We start from the raw sequence: 19,057 nt of genomic DNA, 5'->3' as shown, positions 1-19,057 counted from the left end.
TCATTTTACTATACTTTTTAAATTAAATATTCCAAATCAGAAGCAGCAGTTGGATATGCCATGATTTCTTTTATTACATCTGCATGCGTCATCCGTTGTTTGATGGCCATTGTCAAGAGGTTGATCAAATTGTCAGCCTCATTGCTTAACAAGGTTGCACCGATAATTTGTTTTTGATCATTTAAAACGATTCTGACCTTTGCCTTAGGTTTATTGGTATGACTGTACGTGAACCAACTTGTAACATCTTGATCAATCACATTTTTGCTCTCTTGAACTCCTACTTTTGCTAACTTAGGACTGCCGTAGACAACTGTCGGAATCAGTGGCAACTCCAAGTCCTTATCAGTTTTGTCAGTTAAAATATCACTGACATAATTAGCCTCAAATCCACCAACTGGTGTCAATTTAGGTTGCTTTGTCGCCACGACATCCCCGATTGCATAAATATTTTCATTAGTCGTTTGTAACCGCGCATTCACTTCAATTCCATGACGGGAATACTCGACGCCAGCTTTTTCTAAATCTAAGAAATCGGCGTTGGGAATCCGGCCAGTCGCACCGATTACCAGGTCAGTCACTAATTCAAAGTCATCGGCTTTGATTGCATACTGTCCATCTGCTTGTTGTTCGATAGATTTAGTATCAACATTAAAATTAAAGTCAATCCCTTTATTTTCTAATTGCTTGACTAGTTCCTGGACATAGTCTTGATCAAACTCTTTTAATGGGCGGTTATTGTGATGAATGATATGAACTTTTGCACCAGTAGCATTAGCAATCGTAGCTAATTCAAATGCAATATATCCTGCCCCAATGATGGTAATATCCTCTGGCATTGCCTTGAGTGACAGAAAATCGGTACTCGACAAAAGATGTTCTTTACCAGCAATATTCAAATAACTTGGACGTTGACCAGTCGCAATGATAAATTTATCAGCTTGATAGTCAGCTTGGCCATTGAGCTTGAGAGTATTTTTGGAAGTAAATTTAGGTTGACCATCAAGTGCTGTAATACCCGCTTTGACAATCCCAGCCCGACTTCCAGCTGATACCGGATCGGTAAACGTTTCTTTGAAAGCTTCCAATTTTTTCCAATCGACATATGGAACTTCGGTGAAACCTTTTCCTTGCAACTGAATCATTCGATCTCTTGCTTCAACGCCACTTAGCAAAACTTTCTTAGGATCGCAGCCACGGTTAGGACAAGTTCCACCCCAAAGATTGTTTTCTACGACAGCTACCTTTTGCCCACTAGCCTTCAAATCGTAAGCTGCAGCTAAACCAGCAGGTCCTGCACCGATAATGATCGTATCAAATTTCTCCATTTAAATACCTCCACTCGTCTCTCAAAAGTAGTTAATATCTACATTATAGAGTTCTTTGGTAAAGAATAATGTTTTAATGCTCATCTACCAAGTATCTTTGCTTTGACTAGCAGCTGTTTGATAGAATTAACCAAAACGGCTACATTATCTGGGAGAAAGTTATGAATCAAATCGAAAAATTACCGAGTGAGATAAAATTTATTTGGCGCATTAACGCGTTGATCGACTTTTTCTTTTTATTACTTGTTACTGTGGGGATCTTTATTTGGAAAGTTTTAGCTCCGACAACCATGAAACAGCCACTGACCTGGATTTTTAGTGGCTTATTGATTATTTCTATCATCACATTATTAGTCAAGTTGGCCTTAGTTCATTATCATTGGAATTTCTGGACTTATCTCATTGATGAAACGCGGGTAGAATTACATCACGGGTTCTTTTTCCGCAAACAGACAATCATTCCGATTGCTAGAGTTCAAAACGTTACTTTGAAACAAGGTCCCATTTTACGCCTCAAAGATTTGCAAAAAATCGAGATCGTAACTGCAGCTGGCTCCAGTAACATCGACGGTCTAGCGACATCACAAGCTGATAACCTCAAAGAATTGAAATGAAACTAGCACAGGAGGCACAAAATGACCTCTAAAGCTGTGCACCTGCATCCTATCGCCTTAATTTTCTTTTTCTACAATGCCTTTAAAGACGCTATTTTTCCTATCGCCTTATCCATTTTAGGAATCATCAATACTAAAGCCAAGAATTGGATAATGCTGATTATTATTGCAATTGCTCTAATTATTTTATTAATAACTTTTTTGAGATACCTGATGTTCACTTATCAGATCACGACTAACGAGATTATCGTCATATCTGGTATCTTCGAAAAAAAAGTCAATCATGTGCCTTATGATCGAATTCAAAATATCACTACTAATCAGTGGTTCTTCCTCAAACCATTCAATCTGACTGAACTAGAAATTGAAACAGCTGGGCATTCGGATAAAGCTGAAGTTCAGTTGCAAGCCGTCCCCACGACACTTAAAGAGGAACTAGACCGACTTCGTAAGCCCACCAAACTGGTCGATCCTGAGGAAATCCACAATGATTCGGCCAATACTTATGCCATTAGCTGGGGAGAATTATTAAAATTTTCTTTTACCTCATCAGCTTTTCTCAGTGGTCTCTTGGTTGTTTTAGCAATCTATGGCAAATTACAACATGTGATCAGTCAACAACTTTACCAAACTGCTACTAATGAGTTTTCACATCTCGGTTTATTGATTGCCATCGTTGTAGTCGTTATTGTTTTACTGCTCTTTTATCTAGCTTCAGTGCTCGTTTTGATCTCACAATATTATCATTTTCAAGTCACTGAAACCGATAATAACTTTGAAATGACACGTGGATTTTTTCAAACTAAAAAAACTAGTCTTTCACGCAAACGGATCCAAGCAGTCATCATTAAACAGACTTTACTGCGAAAATGGTTGCGGATTGCAACGATCCAATTGGTGATTATTTCTAACTCAAGTCAAGGTGATACCGAAAAGAATATCGTTGTCATGCCGGTGATCAGCGTTTCAAAAATAGATGACTTCCTGCAACAATTCTTCGCGGATATCCCCATCACTAAAATTGATTCCAAACCACTGTCGTGGACTTTTTATTATAATCTGCGTAATGCCACGATTTTTACCTTAATAACTACTGGATTAATTATCTGGTTATTGCATAGGCTAATTTGGCCTTGCATGATTTTAATCATCATCGAATTACTTGGCTGGTATATTCCAGCAATTTTAACTAGCCAACGTTCTAAAATAAAAGTCGAGAAAAACTTTTTGATTGCGCAAAATAATCATTTCATGACGAAAAACTTAACATATATACCTAAAAATACTATCCAATTTCTTGAACGCCGAACGAGTATCTGGCTAAAGAAAAAACAATTAGCCGGCTTGACTGTCTATATTCGCTCTGGCAATGCCCAACACAAATTAAAAGTCGATTATATTTCAGCAAATGAGATAGATCTGGTACTTAATTGGTATAAGAATTAATCGCACAAAAAGAGTCCCAATCTCTGATCAAAGTCAGAAATTGAGACTTTTTAATTAACGATTTTTATTTTTCCAAATCAGATAATTGTTTGAAATCTTCATCGCTCAATTGGACGTTACCAGCACTAATATTGTCTTCCAAATGTTCAGTTGAACTTGTACCAGGGATTGGCAGAATATTGTCAGAGCGTTTCAACAACCACGCCAAAGCGATTTGAGCTGGTGTAACGCCGTACTTTTCAGCAATGCCACTCAAAGGACTGTCTGGTTTGGCCAAGTTACCAGTATTTAGTGGGAATCATGGCAAGAACGCAATACCTTGGGTCTTACAATAATCGACGATTGCATCGTCACCTTTGTGATGACCAACATTGTACATATTTTCAACAGCATCGATCTTAGCAACTTTTTGAGCCGCCTTTAATTGTTCAAGCGTTACTTGACTGATACCGATATGCTTGCTCTTACCTTCAACTTGCATCTTCTTCAGTTCACCGACTTGCTCTTCCATTGGATAGTTTTTATCGATCCGGTGCAAAAATAAAAGATCTTCATGATCACGATGGAATTTGCACAATGACAATTCAACTTCTTGACGTAGAAAGGCTGGTGCCCCAAGTGGAATCCATTTTTCAGGACCAGTCCGAACTTGTCCAACTTTGTCAGAAATAAAGATCTTATCGGAATCAGGATATTCCTTTAAAGCTTTGGCTAAATAATTATCAGCATTCCAAGGACCATATGAGTCCGCTGTATCAATAAAGTTAACCCCGAGATCAAATGAGTGTTTGATCATCACAACAGCCTGATCTGGATCTTTATATGGACCTCAGACCCCAGACTCCAGGACCAGTTAGTTTCATCCATTATTAAAAAAACTCTCCTTGCATAAAAAAATCCATGTAAAAATATCGTTACTTTTTACATGGATCAATTCAATGCATTTTGTTTTTTGATACAAACATTTGCTACAAAAGTTATTGAGGAAATAGTTCAACCATCTTCATGTCAACAGTTACTGACACTATCGAAAATAAAGAGACTATTTGCTATCATTGTCACCACGATTAAGGTCAAGTACAGACATAAAGGCTTCTTGCGGTACGGAAACTTTACCAACTTCCTTCATCCGCTTCTTACCAGCCTTTTGCTTGTTCAACAGCTTATCACGACGAGTTCTATCACCACCATAGAGCTTAGCAGTGACATCCTTTCGATAAGCCTTCACGTTTGAACGGGCCACGATCTTATTGCCAATTGCAGCTTGAATTGGAATCTCAAACATTTGACGAGGAATTACTTCTTTCAAACGAGCTACGATGTCACGGCCACGTTTTTGAGCAAAATCTTTATGGACGATGAAACTCAAGGCATCGACCGGTTCGCCGTTCAACAAGATATCCATCTTAACCAATTCACTTGGTTCATAATCATCGACGTCATAATCAAGTGAGGCATAGCCTTTAGTATTTGACTTCAAATCATCGAAGAAATCAAAAATAATTTCTAGCAATGGCAACTTGTAGATCACATTGACTCGATACTTATCCAAATAATCCATCGTTACGAACTCGCCACGTTTTCTTTGGCAAAGTTCCATCACTGGACCAACATAGTCTTCAGGGACCATTATCTCAGCTCTAACGAATGGTTCCCGGATTTCCTTAATGTCAGTTGCATCGGGCAATTCAGCTGGGTTATCAACGATGATCTCCTCACCGTCAGTCTTTGTAACATGATAATCCACCGATGGTGAAGTCGTGATCAAATCAAGATCAAAATCACGTTCCAAACGTTCCTGAACAACATCCATATGCAATAAGCCTAAGAAACCAACCCGGAAACCAAAACCTAGGGCTTGAGAAGTTTCTGGTTCATATTCCAGTGCCGCATCATTTAGTTGCAATTTGTCCAAAGCTTCATGTAAATCTTCATACTTGGCATTATCGACTGGATAAAGTCCAGCGTATACCATTGGTGTACTCTTTCGATAACCAGTCAAAGGTTCGTCAGTTGGATTGTCAGCCAAAGTGACTGTATCACCAACTTGCGTATCCTTAACGGTCTTGATTGAGGCGGTAATATAGCCAACATCACCAGCCATCAAGTAATCACGTGTGACGGCCTTAGGAGACATTACACCGACTTCGGTTACTTCAAAGGTCTTCTTATTACTCATCAATTCAATCGTGTCTCCGACCTTAACAACGCCTTCTCGAACACGTACGTCTAACACAACGCCACGATAGCTGTCATAAACTGAATCAAAGATCAAGGCTTTGAGCGGTTTATCAAGGTCACCTTCTGGAGCTGGCACATCTGAAACGATTCTTTCCAATAATTCATCGACACCAACACCGGTCTTAGCACTCATCATGACAGAAGACTCAGCGTCAATTCCGATCATTTCTTCGATTTCTTCTTTAACAACATCTGGCTGAGCTGATGGCAAATCGATCTTATTGATCACTGGTACGATCTCTAGGTCGTTATCAATGGCTAAATAAGCGTTTGCTAAAGTTTGAGCTTCAACGCCTTGGGCAGCATCAACTACTAATAAAGCTCCTTCACAAGCTGCTAAAGAACGGGAAACCTCATAGGAGAAATCCACGTGTCCTGGCGTATCGATCAGATGAAAGATATAAGTCTTACCATCTTTGGCCTCATACTCAAGCTCAACAGCATTTAATTTAATTGTAATTCCACGTTCACGCTCCAAATCCATATCATCCAAAATTTGGGCTTTCATCTCACGTTTTGAAACGGTTTTGGTTCTTTCCAAAATTCGATCGGCAATCGTTGATTTACCATGATCAATATGCGCTACGATAGAAAAATTACGAATTCTTTTTTGTCTTTCTTTTAACTTATCGAGATCTAAATCCATAAATTATTCCCTTCTATCAGAAATTTTCAGCTCTAAGTTTTTGGTTGGGTCAAACCACTTTTAGAGTTTTTCTCATTCAGTCTATTTTACACTATTGTACGCTCTTGTTCTAGACAACAAAAAAGAAGAAGCCTATGCCTCTTCTTTTTTACTATTCGCCTTTAAAAGCGTCTCTTACTTTATTGAAAAAGTTACTATCTTTTTCTTTAACTTTGTCACCACCAGCAGCTGCAAAGTCCTTCAAAGCACTTCTTTGTTCACTAGAAAGTTTTCTAGGTGTCACAATGTTGACGGTAACTTTTTCATCACCGATACTCTTGCTATTCAAAACTGGAGCACCTTTCCCACGCAATCTAAAGGTCGTTCCGGTTTGAGTTCCACTTGGGACAGTCAAATTGACTGGGCCATGAACTGTATTAACTTTGATTTCGTCTCCTAAAGCTGCTTGTGGGAAACTGATGTTTACTGAAGCGTAGATGGTTGAACCATCACGTCTAAATTCCTTACTTGGTGCAACGTGGAAGACGATGTACAAATCACCATAAGGTCCACCGTTAGTTCCAGCCTCACCTTGACCCTCTAAACGCATTTGTTGGCCATCTTCAACTCCTGCCGGTACAGTAACTTTAAGTTCATGCTTTTCATTTACCTTACCTGAGCCGTGGCAAACGTTACATTTTTCTTTGATTTCTTTACCAGTACCGTTGCAGACATCACAGACAACTCTAGTACGCATACGACCAAGTGGAGTTTGACGATCAACCTCAACATAACCTGAACCGTGACATTTTGAACATGTTTCGGGATGAGTTCCGGGTTTAGCTCCAGAACCACCACAAGTACCACATTCTTCTTCACGATTATAGGAAATATTAGTCTTCTTACCAAAGACACCTTCTTCAAACGTCAAGTCCATACGATACTGTAAGTCTGAACCTTGTCTTGGGGCATTAGGGTTTGAACGAGTAGCACCGCCACCGCCGAAGAATTGGCTAAAGATATCTTCGAAACCACCGAATTGATCTCCAGCTCCTCCTCCGAAGCCGCCAAATCCGCCTTGACCACCATTCATACCGGCAGAACCATATTGATCATATTGAGCACGTTTTTGCGGATCTTTTAATAATTCGTAGGCTGCATTGACTTCCTTAAACTTCTCTTCAGCATCAGGGGCTTTATTCAAGTCAGGATGATACTTCTTAGATAGTTTCCGGAATGCCTTTCTTATTTCGTCATCAGAAGCGTTTTTATCAACGCCAAGTACGTCATATGGATTTTTATCTGCCATTAAATCACCTTTATATAATAAGAGTTAAATCCTATTCCTATTTAACGCTCAAAAGAGCAGCTATGTTTTTACTATACCATAACTGGTTTTAGTAATTAAACCACTGCTCTTTATCACAATTATTTCTTGTCTTTATCAGGATCTACTTCAGAGAAGTCGCCATCAACGGTATTGTCATCGCCTGACTTCTTACCATCAGTTGAGTTGTTGTTACCGTCATTGTTTGCACCGTTAGCTTGTTGAGCCTCTTGTGCTTGTTGATAAAGTTTAACTGATAAGTCTTGAACGATCTTATTCAAGTCATCCCGTTTCTTCTTCATGTCTTCAAGGTCGCCTGAATCTTGAGCTTTCTTCAAAGCATCACGAGCATCTTGGGCTTTCTTGATTTCATCGTCAGAAACTTTACCTTTAACGTCTTTTAGAGTCTTGTCAGTTGCGAATAATGTTTGTTCAACATCGTTCTTAACATCGACTTCTTCCTTACGTTTGTTATCTTCTTCTTCGTGTTCCTTAGCTTCTTTCATCATCTTGTCGATTTCTTCATCGCTCAAGCCTGATGAACTCTTGATAGTGATCTTTTGTTCCTTGTTAGTACCCATATCCTTAGCTGATACGTTAACAATACCGTTCTTATCAATATCGAAAGTAACTTGGATTTGTGGTACGCCACGAGGAGCTGCAGGAATATCTGTTAATTGGAAACGACCCAAAGTCTTGTTGTCAGCAGCCATTGGACGTTCACCTTGAAGAACGTGGATATCAACGGCGCTTTGGTTATCAGCAGCAGTTGAGAAGACTTGTGACTTGCTTGTTGGGATAGTTGTATTTCTATCGATCAACTTAGTGAAGACGCCACCCATTGTTTCGATACCAAGTGATAGTGGTGTAACATCAAGTAGAACAACGTCTTTAACATCACCAGAGATAACACCACCTTGGATAGCAGCACCCAAAGCAACGGCTTCATCAGGGTTGATTGAGTGGTCAGGTGTCTTGCCAGTCCACTTAGCAACTGCATCTTGAACAGCAGGGATACGTGTTGAACCACCATTTAAGATAACTTTGTCAATGTCAGAATTTGTCAAGTTGGCATCCTTCAAAGCATTGTCAACAGGGATCTTAGTTCTTTCAACAAGGTCTGATGTCAATTCGTCAAACTTAGCACGTGTCAAAGTTTCTTCCAAGTGAAGTGGGCCATTAGCACCAGATGAAATAAATGGAAGACTGATTGATGTTTGAGCAACACCTGACAAGTCCTTCTTAGCTTTTTCAGCGGCATCCTTCAAACGTTGTAGAGCCATCTTGTCTTGAGATAGATCAACGCCATTCTTTTCTTTAAATTGAGCAACTAACCAATCGATGATCTTTTGGTCAAAGTCATCACCACCAAGGTGTGTATCACCATTTGTTGAAAGTACTTCGAAGACGCCATCGCCTAATTGAAGTACAGAAACATCAAATGTACCACCACCAAGGTCATAAACAAGGATCTTTTCATCACCCTTGTCATTGTCAAGACCATAAGCAAGAGCAGAAGCTGTTGGTTCGTTAACGATACGTTGAACATTCAAGCCAGCGATCTTACCAGCATCTTTAGTTGCTTGTCTTTGTGAATCATTAAAGTAAGCTGGAACTGTGATAACAGCATCAGTAACTTTTTCACCTAAGTAATCTTCAGAGAACTTCTTGATGTGTTGCAAAATAAATGCTGAGATTTCTTGTGGTGTGTAAGACTTGCCAGCAACTGTTACTTTGTAGCCAGCTTCACCCATGTGACGCTTGATTGATGAAACAGTATCTGGGTTAGTGATTGCTTGACGCTTTGCAACTTCACCAACTTGGATTTCACCATCTTTAAAAGCAACAACAGATGGTGTTGTTCTAGCACCCTCGGGATTTGTAATAATCTTTGGTGAGCCACCTTCAAGAACGGCTACAGCAGAGTTTGTAGTACCTAAATCAATACCAATAACTTTAGACATAAACCTAAACCTCTTTTATTTTTTTAATTAATTAACAAATTTTTTATTGTGCGACAACGACCATTGCAGGACGGAGTACACGATCTTCTAATTTATAACCCTTTTGAAGCACCGAAACGACTGTGTCTTTTGCATGCTTATCATCGGCTGGTACAGTTTGAACAGCTTGACTCAAAGTTGGATCAAACTTCTCACCCTCATTGTCAATCGCCGTTACATGGTTATTTTCTAAGGCTTTGACCATGTGTTCATGTACCATCTCAATGCCCTTCTTCAATTGCTTGCTGGCATCGTCGTCAGCTTCAACTTGAAGCGCACGTTCAAGATTGTCCAAAACGGGAAGAATCTCTGTTGCCAATTTTTGACCGTCATACTTCAGGATGTCAGCGACTTCCTTATTATGACGCTTAGTCATATTTTGCATTTCAGCTTGACTTCTCAAAAGATTATCCTCTAAATCAGAGCTCTTCTGTTTGAGATCAGCAATTTCTTTATCCTTAGGATCAACTTTTTTAGCTGCTTCCTTTTTGGACTTATCTTCAGCTGGTTGCTTTGTTTGGGTTGCTTCTTCTTTAGAAGTCTTCAAATCTTGATCTTTTTCTTTGTCTGCCATTACTTCCTCCTAAAATTTCAAGAATCATCATACCTTGAATAATAATCAATTAGTCGTTTGGCTAATTCTACTCTGAACTCTCCGAGTAAACCAATTAATTGTGAATAATGCATCGTGGTTGGACCTAACAGGGCAATAACCCCTTTACCATGATGACCGACATCGTAATTAGCGGTAATGATACTGTAGTTCTTCAAAGCATCGCTGCCTAATTCACTACCTAACCGCACTCGAATACCGTCATCAGTAATACTTGGATCGATCAACTTCCGCAAGTCATTACTCTGATTGATGATCGAGAACAACGACTGAACTTGCGATAAATCAGCATTATCAGCGTAATTCAAAAGATTCAACTGTCCGTCAACGTAATACTTCTCTGAACCGGCCTTCTTGAAAAGCTGATCCATCATGTCCAACAAACCATCAGTCGAATACATGTATTCCGAAAGTATGGCTGGAACATCATTGTGAAGCATCTGGATAACTTTAGGTAAAGGCTGACCCACTAACTTATCATTGACGATATTGACAATCTTTTCAATTATCGAAGTATCAAAATCATCATCAATTGTATAAATATTATTCTCAACATTATTATCACTTGTGACAATAATAGCCATAAGTTGATGTGGATTCAAAGGCACGATTCTAAATCCTGTTAAGAGGATCGAACTGCTCTCTGGACCTAATGTGATTGCTGTGTAACTGGTCAGATGAGATAAAATTTTGGCAGATTGTTCGATGATATCATCAATCTGGTGATATGTTTTACCAAAATCTTCGTCAATTCTTTTCGCAATATCTGATGGAACGCTTGTTGGTTGAACTAAGTGATCCAGATAATAGCGATATCCCATTGCTGAAGGAATTCTACCCGAAGAAAGATGGGTCTTCTCGAGATAACCTACTTCTTCAAGTACTGCCATTTCGTTTCTGATTGTCGCAGAACTTACATGAAAAGGTAGTTCATTCATCAATGTCTTCGAACCAACCGGCTGGCCGGTATCTGTAAATATGCGCACGACTTCTCTCAAGATTGCATCTTGACGTTGTGATAGCATTATACCGTCCTCCTTTTTAGCACTATTCGTACCTGAGTGCTAACAATGTAAAATATAACAATCTATCCTAATAGTGTCAAGTATGCACGCTCATTTTTCGCAATTATTTCACAAATTATTTTCAACCGTAAATGATTTAGAAAGAAATAGCATCTCATCCCAATAAAAAACCTCTGGTTCAATTTAGAATCAGAGGACCTTTTGATTATTTCAATCAATCTGCAAAGCCTGGATAGAATTGGTTTGATCTAGTTTCAATTGTTTAACAAGACCCTCAGCGTTTTCAAACTTTACTTCGCCACGCAGATATTTTACCCATTCGAGCTCAACTTTTTGGCCATAAATATCTTGATCAAAGTCAAAGATATTCGTCTCGATTGTCACGCCCGTATTTTCTTTAAAGGTGACATTGTATCCCACCGAGGTCATCGCCTGATACCAATGGCCAGCCACTTTAATTCTCGTGGCATAGACGCCAATTTTTGGCACTAACTGTGGACCTGAAATTTCCAAGTTAGCGGTTGGAAAACCTAATTGACGGCCTCGTTGCAAGCCATGGATGATAACCCCTTGATTCTGATAACGGTAACCTAAAAATTGATTAGCTGCGTCAATTTGCCCACTTTCAATGAAACTCTTAATAGATGTCGAGCCGATCTTTTTCCCATCGATCAATTGTTCAGGAACCGTAACTGTTTCAAATCGTCCTTGAGCAAAGTCAGGCAAGGTTTTCATATTAGCACGGTCTTTTTTGCCATACGTATAATCAAAACCTGCTACAACATACTTAGCTTTCAATCCGAGCATATACTGGTCCACAAAGGCCTGGGGCTCTAAATGGGCAAAATCATCGCTGAATTCGACAAAATAAAGTGCATCTACACCTAATTGCTCAACTAATTCAGCTTTTCTGGACATGGTTGATAAATATTTAAAATTTTTCTCATGTTGGTAAACTGTGCGAGGTGAGCGGTCAAAAGTCATTAAGACTGCTGGCAAGTTTTTTTCACGTGCTAAAGCTACACCCGTTTTAATGACCTTTTGATGCCCCAAATGTACACCATCAAAGAAGCCCATTATTAAGACAGTGTCGCTTTTGGGACGTTGCTGTTCCAATAAAGGATGTTTAACGTTTATTATTCGCATTTTTTATCTCTTTTTATTTATTATTCAATAACATTAAATCAGGAATCCACATATCTCTTACTTTATCATACTTGTAAAGGGCTTTCGTAATTCCATTTCGTTGAACTCGCAATTGTTGAGTCTTATCAGCTTCTACTTCTAAAAAGCCGCCATGTAAGACCCTAACTTCCCATTCTTCGTCAGTTAATTCGTGTTGAGGGACATCCTTTAAGACTTGGTCAATTGAACGTAAAAAGCTGTAATCATTATTGTCGAGCATCGTTGAAATTTGGCCAATTGTAAAAGTCTCGTCGAGACTGATCCCGGCACTCTTAACTCGCGTTAACTGCGACATATAAGCCGGCATTTCTAAAAGGTGACCGAATTCCACTGCCAAAGTTCTCACATATGTACCTTTAGAACACTTGACGTGAAACTTTACCGTCTGGTACCCAGTTGTGGGATCAAAAATCGGTTCATCCAAAATATGAAAATCATAAATATGAATCTGTCGCTGGGGACGCTCAACTTCAATGCCAGCACGGGCATATTCGTATAATTTCTTGCCATTGACTCTAACCGCAGAAAACATTGGTGGTATTTGTACTAAATCACCAGTCATTTTTTTAAAGGTCTCATTTAATTGCTCAACACTGAAAGGTTGCACCAGTTTCTTTTCTTCAACAACCTCACCCTCTCGATCTTCAGTCGTAGTTGATTTGCCTAAGGTGATCTGACCAACATATTCCTTAGGTGAACCAGTCAAAGTATTGACTAGTTTAGTAGCCTGTCCCACACAAATTGGTAAGACACCGTCAACAAGTGGATCTAATGTCCCGGTGTGTCCAATTTTTCGCGTGTGCAATAATTTTCTTAATTGATAAACGTAATCAGAACTAGTCTGCCCGATTTCTTTATTTAAAGGAATTACTCCGTCCATAACAATCTCCGTATCTGTCTATTCTCTTCAATAATCTTACTAGTTTTCAACTCAAAAAGGTAGATAAACCAGAATCGATTTATCTACCCATTTTTTAATTAAACATTACCGATTTGCTTCGTCTTGATGCATTTTAGCAATCAACTTATCGATTTTTTCACCATAACGAACTGAATCATCTTGTTTGAATTCTAGTTCAGGAACTTTATACAAAGTTAATTTTTGACCTAATTCACGGCGGATCAAACCGGTAGCTTTGTCCAGACCAGCTTGAGTTTTTTCAACGTCGCTAGCCTTTTCTGAGAGAATGCTGTAATAAATCGTGGCTTGTTGTAAGTCACCTGTCATCTCAACACCAGTTACTGTCACGCCTTGAACTCTTGGATCACGAACACGTTTTAAAAGAATGTCGTTAACTTCTTTTTGAATCTCTTGTTCTACACGACCAATACGATGTTTAACCATATCGTACCTCCTACATTATTTAAAAAACCTATTTAAGTCTTTTTATTCATCACTAGATGATTATATCACATCACGGTCAAAAAAAAGAAAGCCCCATGCTTTATGCATCAGACTTTCTATTTGAATTCAGTAATTATTTAACTGGAACTTCTTCCATGACATAAGCTTCAATTTGATCACCGATCTTAATATCGTTGTAGTTTTCGATTGTGATACCACATTCGAATCCGGAACCAACTTCTTTAACATCGTCTTTGAAACGTTTAAGTGAAGCAAGCTTGCCTTCGTAGATAACAACGCCATCTCGAACGAGTCTGACACCACTATCACGTTGGATCTTACCACTATCAACGTAACAACCAGCAATTGTACCGACCTTAGAAACATTATATGTTTCACGGACTGTCAAGTTACCAGTGATCTTTTCTTCATAAACTGGTTCAAGCATACCCTTCATAGCAGCTTCAACTTCATCGATAGCCTTATAGATAACTCTGTGTAGACGGATATCGACATTCTCATCCTTAGCTTGCGTCTTTGCTTGAGCGGTTGGACGAACGTTGAAACCAATAATGATAGCATTACTTGCAGCGGCCAAGTTAACATCACTTTCAGTAATAGCACCAACAGCTTGATGAATGATATTGACACGAACGCCTTCAACTTCGATCTTTCTCAAACTTCCGGCAATGGCTTCAGCAGAACCTTGAACATCGGCCTTAATAATAACGGCAACTTGTTTAAGTTCTCCTTCTTTCATTGTTTCGAATAAGTTATCAAGTGTAACTGGGTTAGAGTTTTGACGTTCCTTTTCAAGGGCACGACTTGCACGCTCTTCACCAGCAGCACGAGCAGTCTTTTCATCATCGAAGACTACGAACTTATCAGCTGATTCTGGAACATCATTTAGACCTGTGATCTCAACTGGTTCTGAAGGTTTAGCAGCTTTGATCTCTTTACCATTGTAATTAGTCATCGTTCTAACACGACCAAAAGTATTACCAACAACGATTGGATCACCGACATGCAATGTACCTTGTTGAACAAGCAATGTTGCCACTGGTCCACGGCCCTTATCCAATTTAGCTTCAATAACTGTACCAATAGCTTTTTGCTTAGGATTTGCTTTCAATTCCAAGACATCAGATTCAAGCAAGATCATTTCTAGCAATTCATCAATGTTAGTACCCATCTTAGCTGAGATATTAACAAAGATCGTATCCCCACCGTAATCTTCAGGAACCAAGTCATATTTCATCAATTCTTCGGTTACGTGTTGTGGGTTAGCACCTGGCTTATCGATCTTATTGATTGCCACAATAATTGGGTCATTAGCAGCCTTAGCATGGTTGATAGCTTCAATAGTCTGAGGCATAACACCATCGTCAGCAGCAACAACTAGGACAACGATATCAGTGATATCAGCACCACGAGCACGCATATTAGTAAAGGCCGCATGTCCTGGAGTATCCAAGAATGTGATCAATCTGTCTTGAAGACGAACTTGATAAGCACCAATATGTTGTGTGATACCACCGGCTTCACCAGCAGTAACATGAGTATGTCTCAAATGATCAAGCAAGGTTGTCTTACCATGATCAACGTGTCCCATGATAGTAACAACTGGTGGTCTGTGAACAAGATTTTCAGTATTGTTAGCTTCAGCATCGAAGTACTTGTCGATATCGGCAACATCTTCTTCGACTTTTTCTTGAGCATTGATACCGTAATCTGTGGCTAGCAATTCAATGGTATCTTTATCCAAAGACTTGTTTTGGTTGATCATGATCCCCAGCATGAAGAGTTTCTTAACAATTTCAGCTGGTTCTCTATGGATCAACTTACCAATATCTTGAGCGTTCATACCAACTGTATAAACTAATGTTTCTGGTAATGGACGTTCTTTTCTTTGTGGCATTGGCTTCTTAGGTTCGGTACGTTGACGTTGTTGACGCTTGCGTTCTTTCTTCTTCTTACGACTACCAAATGGATTAGCCAGATTAGTCTTATGTCCAAAGTCACGATTATTATTAGTTGGTTTTTGCTTCTTGTATTCTGGTTTTGGAATATCAGTTTGAGCTACAGTTGACTTTGTAGTTTCCTTAGCTTTAGCAGCTGTAGTTTGGTTATTAGGTCTTCTGTTTTGATTATTATTTGCACTGTTGTTGCGTTGGTTATTATTGGCAGAATTATTGTTACGGTTATTGACACGATTTTGGTTAGTGCCATTGTTGTTAGGACGGTGATTGTTCTTTTGAGCATTATCGTTATGATTGCGATTATTGTTAGGACGATTATTGTTATTTCTAGTTGGATGACTAGGAATACGACTAGCATCAGCGATGTTTGTCTTAAATTGTTCTAAGTATTTATTACCAGCACTTTGTCTTGGACGTGGTGCTTGTTGAGTTTGCGTATTAGAACGATCACGTCGATTATTGTTGTTGCGATTGCGGTTGTCACGTGTTTGACTATTGCGATTGTTACTGTTTGCGTTATTACGGTTGTCATTATTACGACCGTGATTGTCGCGCACTTGGTTACTACGTTCGCCATTATGGGTATTGTTGTTTGCGGTAGTGTTATTACGATGGTTATTATTATTGCTGTTTGGACGATTACCATTGGATGTGTGATTGTTGTTACGATGGTCAAAGTGACCTTTACCCTTATTAGTATCTCTTCTTACAGCAGTAATCTTGATTTTGGTCTTGTGTTCACCGGAATTACGATTACTACCTTCATGTCCCTCATTACTTGTGGAAGCTGGCTTTGAAGTTGCAGGTTTAGCAGCTGGTTTAGTAGCATTACTGTTACCTTTCAAGCTGTTCACAATCTTCTTTTCTGCGCCTTCATCGACTGATGACATGTGGTTCTTAACATCAATGCCTAACTTATTGGCGGCATCTAGTACTACTTGATTCTCAACACTATTTTCTTTTGCAATAGTATAAATTCTCTTTTTGACCATCCTATCACTCTCCTTAATTGTCCATTATTTCTTTTAACCTTTTAGCAAATCCAAAATCTGTTATTCCCATAACTTTTCTGTCTTTTCCAATAGCCGTTTTAATTTCATTACTAGTCAATGTATCTATCACAGGTACATTATAATAACTTGCCTTATTGTGCAAATCCTTTTTCGTGCGAGCACTACAATCCTCGGACATAATTACCAATTTAACTTCACCATTACGAATTCCGTTAATGGTCAATTCAGTGCCACTAATAACTTTTCGAGCTCTAACTGCGAGACCTAAAAAACTTAAAAAAGAATTCATTAATGTTTCTTCCCAAGATCCCCAAACAAGTCCATTCGAGCTTTTTGATGATCAACGAATTCAAATAGCTCATCATAAAAATCTGCTGGAACTGCATGTGAGAAAACCTTTTCTAAAGATTTCTTTGATTTAGCAGCTTTAACGGCTTCTGGATCCAGACCAACATAAGCACCGCGACCAGGTTTTTTACCAGTAGGATCAATCGAAATATTGCCTTCTTTATCTTTGACAATTCTGACCATTTCTCTTTTTGGATACATATTATTTGTTAAAATATCTTTTCGCATTGGTATCTTACGAGTTGCCAAATCCATCACCCCTTTTTATTCTTCTGAATCAGAATCAGCTTCCTCGGCAGCTGGATTCTTTGCATCATCTGCATTGGCGGCATTTTCACGTGTCTTCTCAATATCGATCTTACCACTTTCAACGTCAGCTAAGTCAACGTCTTGATCGTTATCATCAACGAATTCAACTTGTGATTCTGGTTTGATATCGATCTTGTAACCAGTCAACTTGGCAGCTAGACGGGCATTTTGTCCCTTTTTACCAATTGCCAAAGACAAATGATAATCAGGTACGATCACGATACATTGCTTCTTATCATCTTCGTCAAATTGAACTGCGATAACTTCAGCTGGATTCAAGGCATTAGCGATGAAATCAACTGGATCGTCGACATAAGGTACGACATCGATATTTTCACCGTTCAATTCATCAACGATTGCTTGAACACGGCTACCCTTTGGTCCAACACAAGTTCCCACTGGATCAACATCTGGATTATCAGACTTAACTGCAATCTTTGTTCTATCTCCAGCTTCACGGGCAATTGAGACGATCTCAACTGTTCCATCATAAATCTCAGGTACTTGTTGTTCAAAGAGACGTTTTACCAAACCGGGATCAGTTCTGGAAACAAAAACTTGTGGTCCCTTAGTAGCATTTTCAACCTTAGTGACGTAAACACGGATACGATCACGTGAATTATATGTCTCACCAGGCATTTGGTCTGATTTTGGCATAACAGTTTCGATCCGACCGTAAGTGATATAAACATAACGACTGTCGCTTCGTTCAACTGTTCCTTGGATAATTTCGTGCTCATATTGGCTATATTCATTATAAATGATATCACGCTCAGCTTCACGAACTCGTTGCATGATGACTTGTTTAGCAGTTTGCGCAGCGATACGGCCGAAGTCTTTTGGTGTTACTTCTTCTTTGATGTGATCGCCAATTTCATAACCCTTGCTCTTCTTTTGAGCTTCTTCTAAGCTGACTTCTAAACGATCATCAGCTACTTCGTCAACTACTTCTTTGACTGCATAAACATGTATATTACCCTTTTTAGCGTCAAATTCAACATCAACGTTTTGGGCTTGGTTGTAATTTCTCTTATAAGCTGCAACCAAAGCGGCTTCGAGTGATTCAATCACATATTCTTTTTTAATACCCTTTTCGCTTTCAAGTGCGTCAAGAGCCTCAACCATTTCTTTACTCATGATTTTCTCCTTAGAATTCGATTGCAAGTCGAATCTTGGCGATATTGTCGCGATTGATTTCTACTTGTTTTTTTAAATTCTTAACTTTAACGATCAAAGTTATTTTATCTTCAGTTACTTCGCTTAATGTACCCTCAAAAGCTTTTTGACCATCTTGTTTTTGATATAAAGAAGCATGCACATAGTCGTCAACATAATCAGCTAAACTAGCATCGTTTTTCAATGGACGTTCAGCCCCTGGTGAAGAAACTTCTAAGTAATAAGCGGGTTCGATAGGATTCAATTCATCCAGCTTTTCACCATATTCCTCACTGATCAGCGCACAGTCATCGATGTTGATGCCACCTTTTTTATCAGCATAAACTCTCAAATACCAGTCTCCACGCTCGTGGACGAATTCTAGATCAACAAGAAAAAAGTTATGTTTATCTAAGATTGGCTGTAAAATGGCTTTTAATTCTTCAACTTTTGTATCCAAGTACATTCCTCCAAAGTAATCGGCAATAAAAAGAGTGAGCA

General features: G+C 39.0%; 16 protein-coding genes and 1 pseudogene. 2 read left to right on the top strand and 15 right to left on the bottom strand.

All coding sequences use genetic code 11. The features are described 5' to 3' along the window. Positions 1–17: 17 nt before the first annotated feature. Positions 18–1,328 carry a dihydrolipoyl dehydrogenase family protein gene (locus tag ACG72T_RS02360; RefSeq protein WP_395264373.1) on the bottom strand — a complete coding sequence of 437 codons (1,311 nt, stop codon included), beginning with the start codon at positions 1,326–1,328 and terminating at the stop codon, positions 18–20. Between the two features lie 161 nt (positions 1,329–1,489). On the opposite strand from ACG72T_RS02360, the gene ACG72T_RS02355 reads away from it, so the two are divergent. Both ACG72T_RS02355 and ACG72T_RS02350 read left to right on the top strand, forming a co-directional pair. Further along, positions 1,490–1,942 (top strand): PH domain-containing protein, encoded by a 453-nt coding sequence (locus tag ACG72T_RS02355; protein WP_395264372.1) that lies wholly within the window; start codon positions 1,490–1,492, stop codon positions 1,940–1,942. Between the two features lie 21 nt (positions 1,943–1,963). Further along, on the top strand, positions 1,964–3,388 hold the full coding sequence (locus tag ACG72T_RS02350) for a PH domain-containing protein (protein WP_395264371.1): 1,425 nt from the start codon (positions 1,964–1,966) through the stop codon (positions 3,386–3,388). A gap of 64 nt (positions 3,389–3,452) precedes the next feature. Here ACG72T_RS02350 and ACG72T_RS02345 read toward each other — a convergent pair. The 14 genes and pseudogenes from ACG72T_RS02345 to rimP all read right to left on the bottom strand — a co-directional run. Beyond that, positions 3,453–4,251, bottom strand: a pseudogene (locus ACG72T_RS02345) (aldo/keto reductase); the annotation flags it as partial. A gap of 179 nt (positions 4,252–4,430) precedes the next feature. Next, positions 4,431–6,275 (bottom strand): translation elongation factor 4, encoded by a 1,845-nt coding sequence (gene lepA, locus ACG72T_RS02340; RefSeq protein ID WP_395264370.1) that lies wholly within the window; start codon positions 6,273–6,275, stop codon positions 4,431–4,433. Positions 6,276–6,426: 151 nt separating this feature from the next. After that, positions 6,427–7,563 (bottom strand): molecular chaperone DnaJ, encoded by a 1,137-nt coding sequence (gene dnaJ, locus ACG72T_RS02335; protein WP_395264368.1) that lies wholly within the window; start codon positions 7,561–7,563, stop codon positions 6,427–6,429. A 119-nt stretch (positions 7,564–7,682) separates the two neighbouring features. Further along, positions 7,683–9,545 (bottom strand): molecular chaperone DnaK, encoded by a 1,863-nt coding sequence (gene dnaK / locus ACG72T_RS02330; protein WP_395264367.1) that lies wholly within the window; start codon positions 9,543–9,545, stop codon positions 7,683–7,685. A gap of 43 nt (positions 9,546–9,588) precedes the next feature. Next, positions 9,589–10,158, bottom strand: coding sequence for a nucleotide exchange factor GrpE (grpE, locus tag ACG72T_RS02325; RefSeq protein ID WP_395264366.1), 570 nt, complete (start codon positions 10,156–10,158; stop codon positions 9,589–9,591). A gap of 17 nt (positions 10,159–10,175) precedes the next feature. Next, the gene (hrcA, locus tag ACG72T_RS02320; protein ID WP_395264365.1) at positions 10,176–11,222 is read right to left on the bottom strand and encodes a heat-inducible transcriptional repressor HrcA; all 1,047 of its coding nucleotides are present in this window, start codon (positions 11,220–11,222) and stop codon (positions 10,176–10,178) included. 210 nt (positions 11,223–11,432) lie between these two features. Then, the gene (gene ribF / locus ACG72T_RS02315; protein ID WP_395264364.1) at positions 11,433–12,368 is read right to left on the bottom strand and encodes a riboflavin biosynthesis protein RibF; all 936 of its coding nucleotides are present in this window, start codon (positions 12,366–12,368) and stop codon (positions 11,433–11,435) included. Between the two features lie 13 nt (positions 12,369–12,381). After that, positions 12,382–13,287 (bottom strand): tRNA pseudouridine(55) synthase TruB, encoded by a 906-nt coding sequence (truB, locus tag ACG72T_RS02310; RefSeq protein WP_395264363.1) that lies wholly within the window; start codon positions 13,285–13,287, stop codon positions 12,382–12,384. Between the two features lie 105 nt (positions 13,288–13,392). Further along, the gene (rbfA, locus tag ACG72T_RS02305) at positions 13,393–13,752 is read right to left on the bottom strand and encodes a 30S ribosome-binding factor RbfA (protein WP_395264362.1); all 360 of its coding nucleotides are present in this window, start codon (positions 13,750–13,752) and stop codon (positions 13,393–13,395) included. Positions 13,753–13,885: 133 nt separating this feature from the next. Next, positions 13,886–16,723 (bottom strand): translation initiation factor IF-2, encoded by a 2,838-nt coding sequence (gene infB / locus ACG72T_RS02300; RefSeq protein WP_395264361.1) that lies wholly within the window; start codon positions 16,721–16,723, stop codon positions 13,886–13,888. Between the two features lie 13 nt (positions 16,724–16,736). After that, positions 16,737–17,033: a L7Ae/L30e/S12e/Gadd45 family ribosomal protein gene (locus tag ACG72T_RS02295; RefSeq protein ID WP_395264360.1), complete on the bottom strand. Its 297-nt coding sequence runs from the start codon at positions 17,031–17,033 to the stop codon at positions 16,737–16,739. Next, positions 17,033–17,341 carry an RNase P modulator RnpM gene (gene rnpM, locus ACG72T_RS02290; RefSeq protein ID WP_395264359.1) on the bottom strand — a complete coding sequence of 103 codons (309 nt, stop codon included), beginning with the start codon at positions 17,339–17,341 and terminating at the stop codon, positions 17,033–17,035. The genes ACG72T_RS02295 and rnpM overlap by 1 nt, the downstream gene beginning before the upstream one ends. Before the next feature lie 15 nt (positions 17,342–17,356). Further along, entirely contained in the window at positions 17,357–18,538 is a 1,182-nt protein-coding gene (gene nusA / locus ACG72T_RS02285) for a transcription termination factor NusA (protein ID WP_395264358.1), read from the bottom strand. A gap of 10 nt (positions 18,539–18,548) precedes the next feature. Continuing rightward, a complete protein-coding gene (gene rimP / locus ACG72T_RS02280; RefSeq protein ID WP_395264478.1) occupies positions 18,549–19,022 on the bottom strand; it encodes a ribosome maturation factor RimP in 474 nt (157 codons plus the stop codon). Positions 19,023–19,057: the final 35 nt, after the last annotated feature.

It is taken from the genome of Companilactobacillus sp. FL22-1, from assembly GCF_043951805.1.
In the GTDB taxonomy this organism is placed as follows: Bacteria; Bacillota; Bacilli; order Lactobacillales; family Lactobacillaceae; genus Companilactobacillus.
The sequence above is the reverse complement of the archived record's forward strand: the minus strand, read 5'-3'. Positions and strand labels throughout refer to the sequence as shown.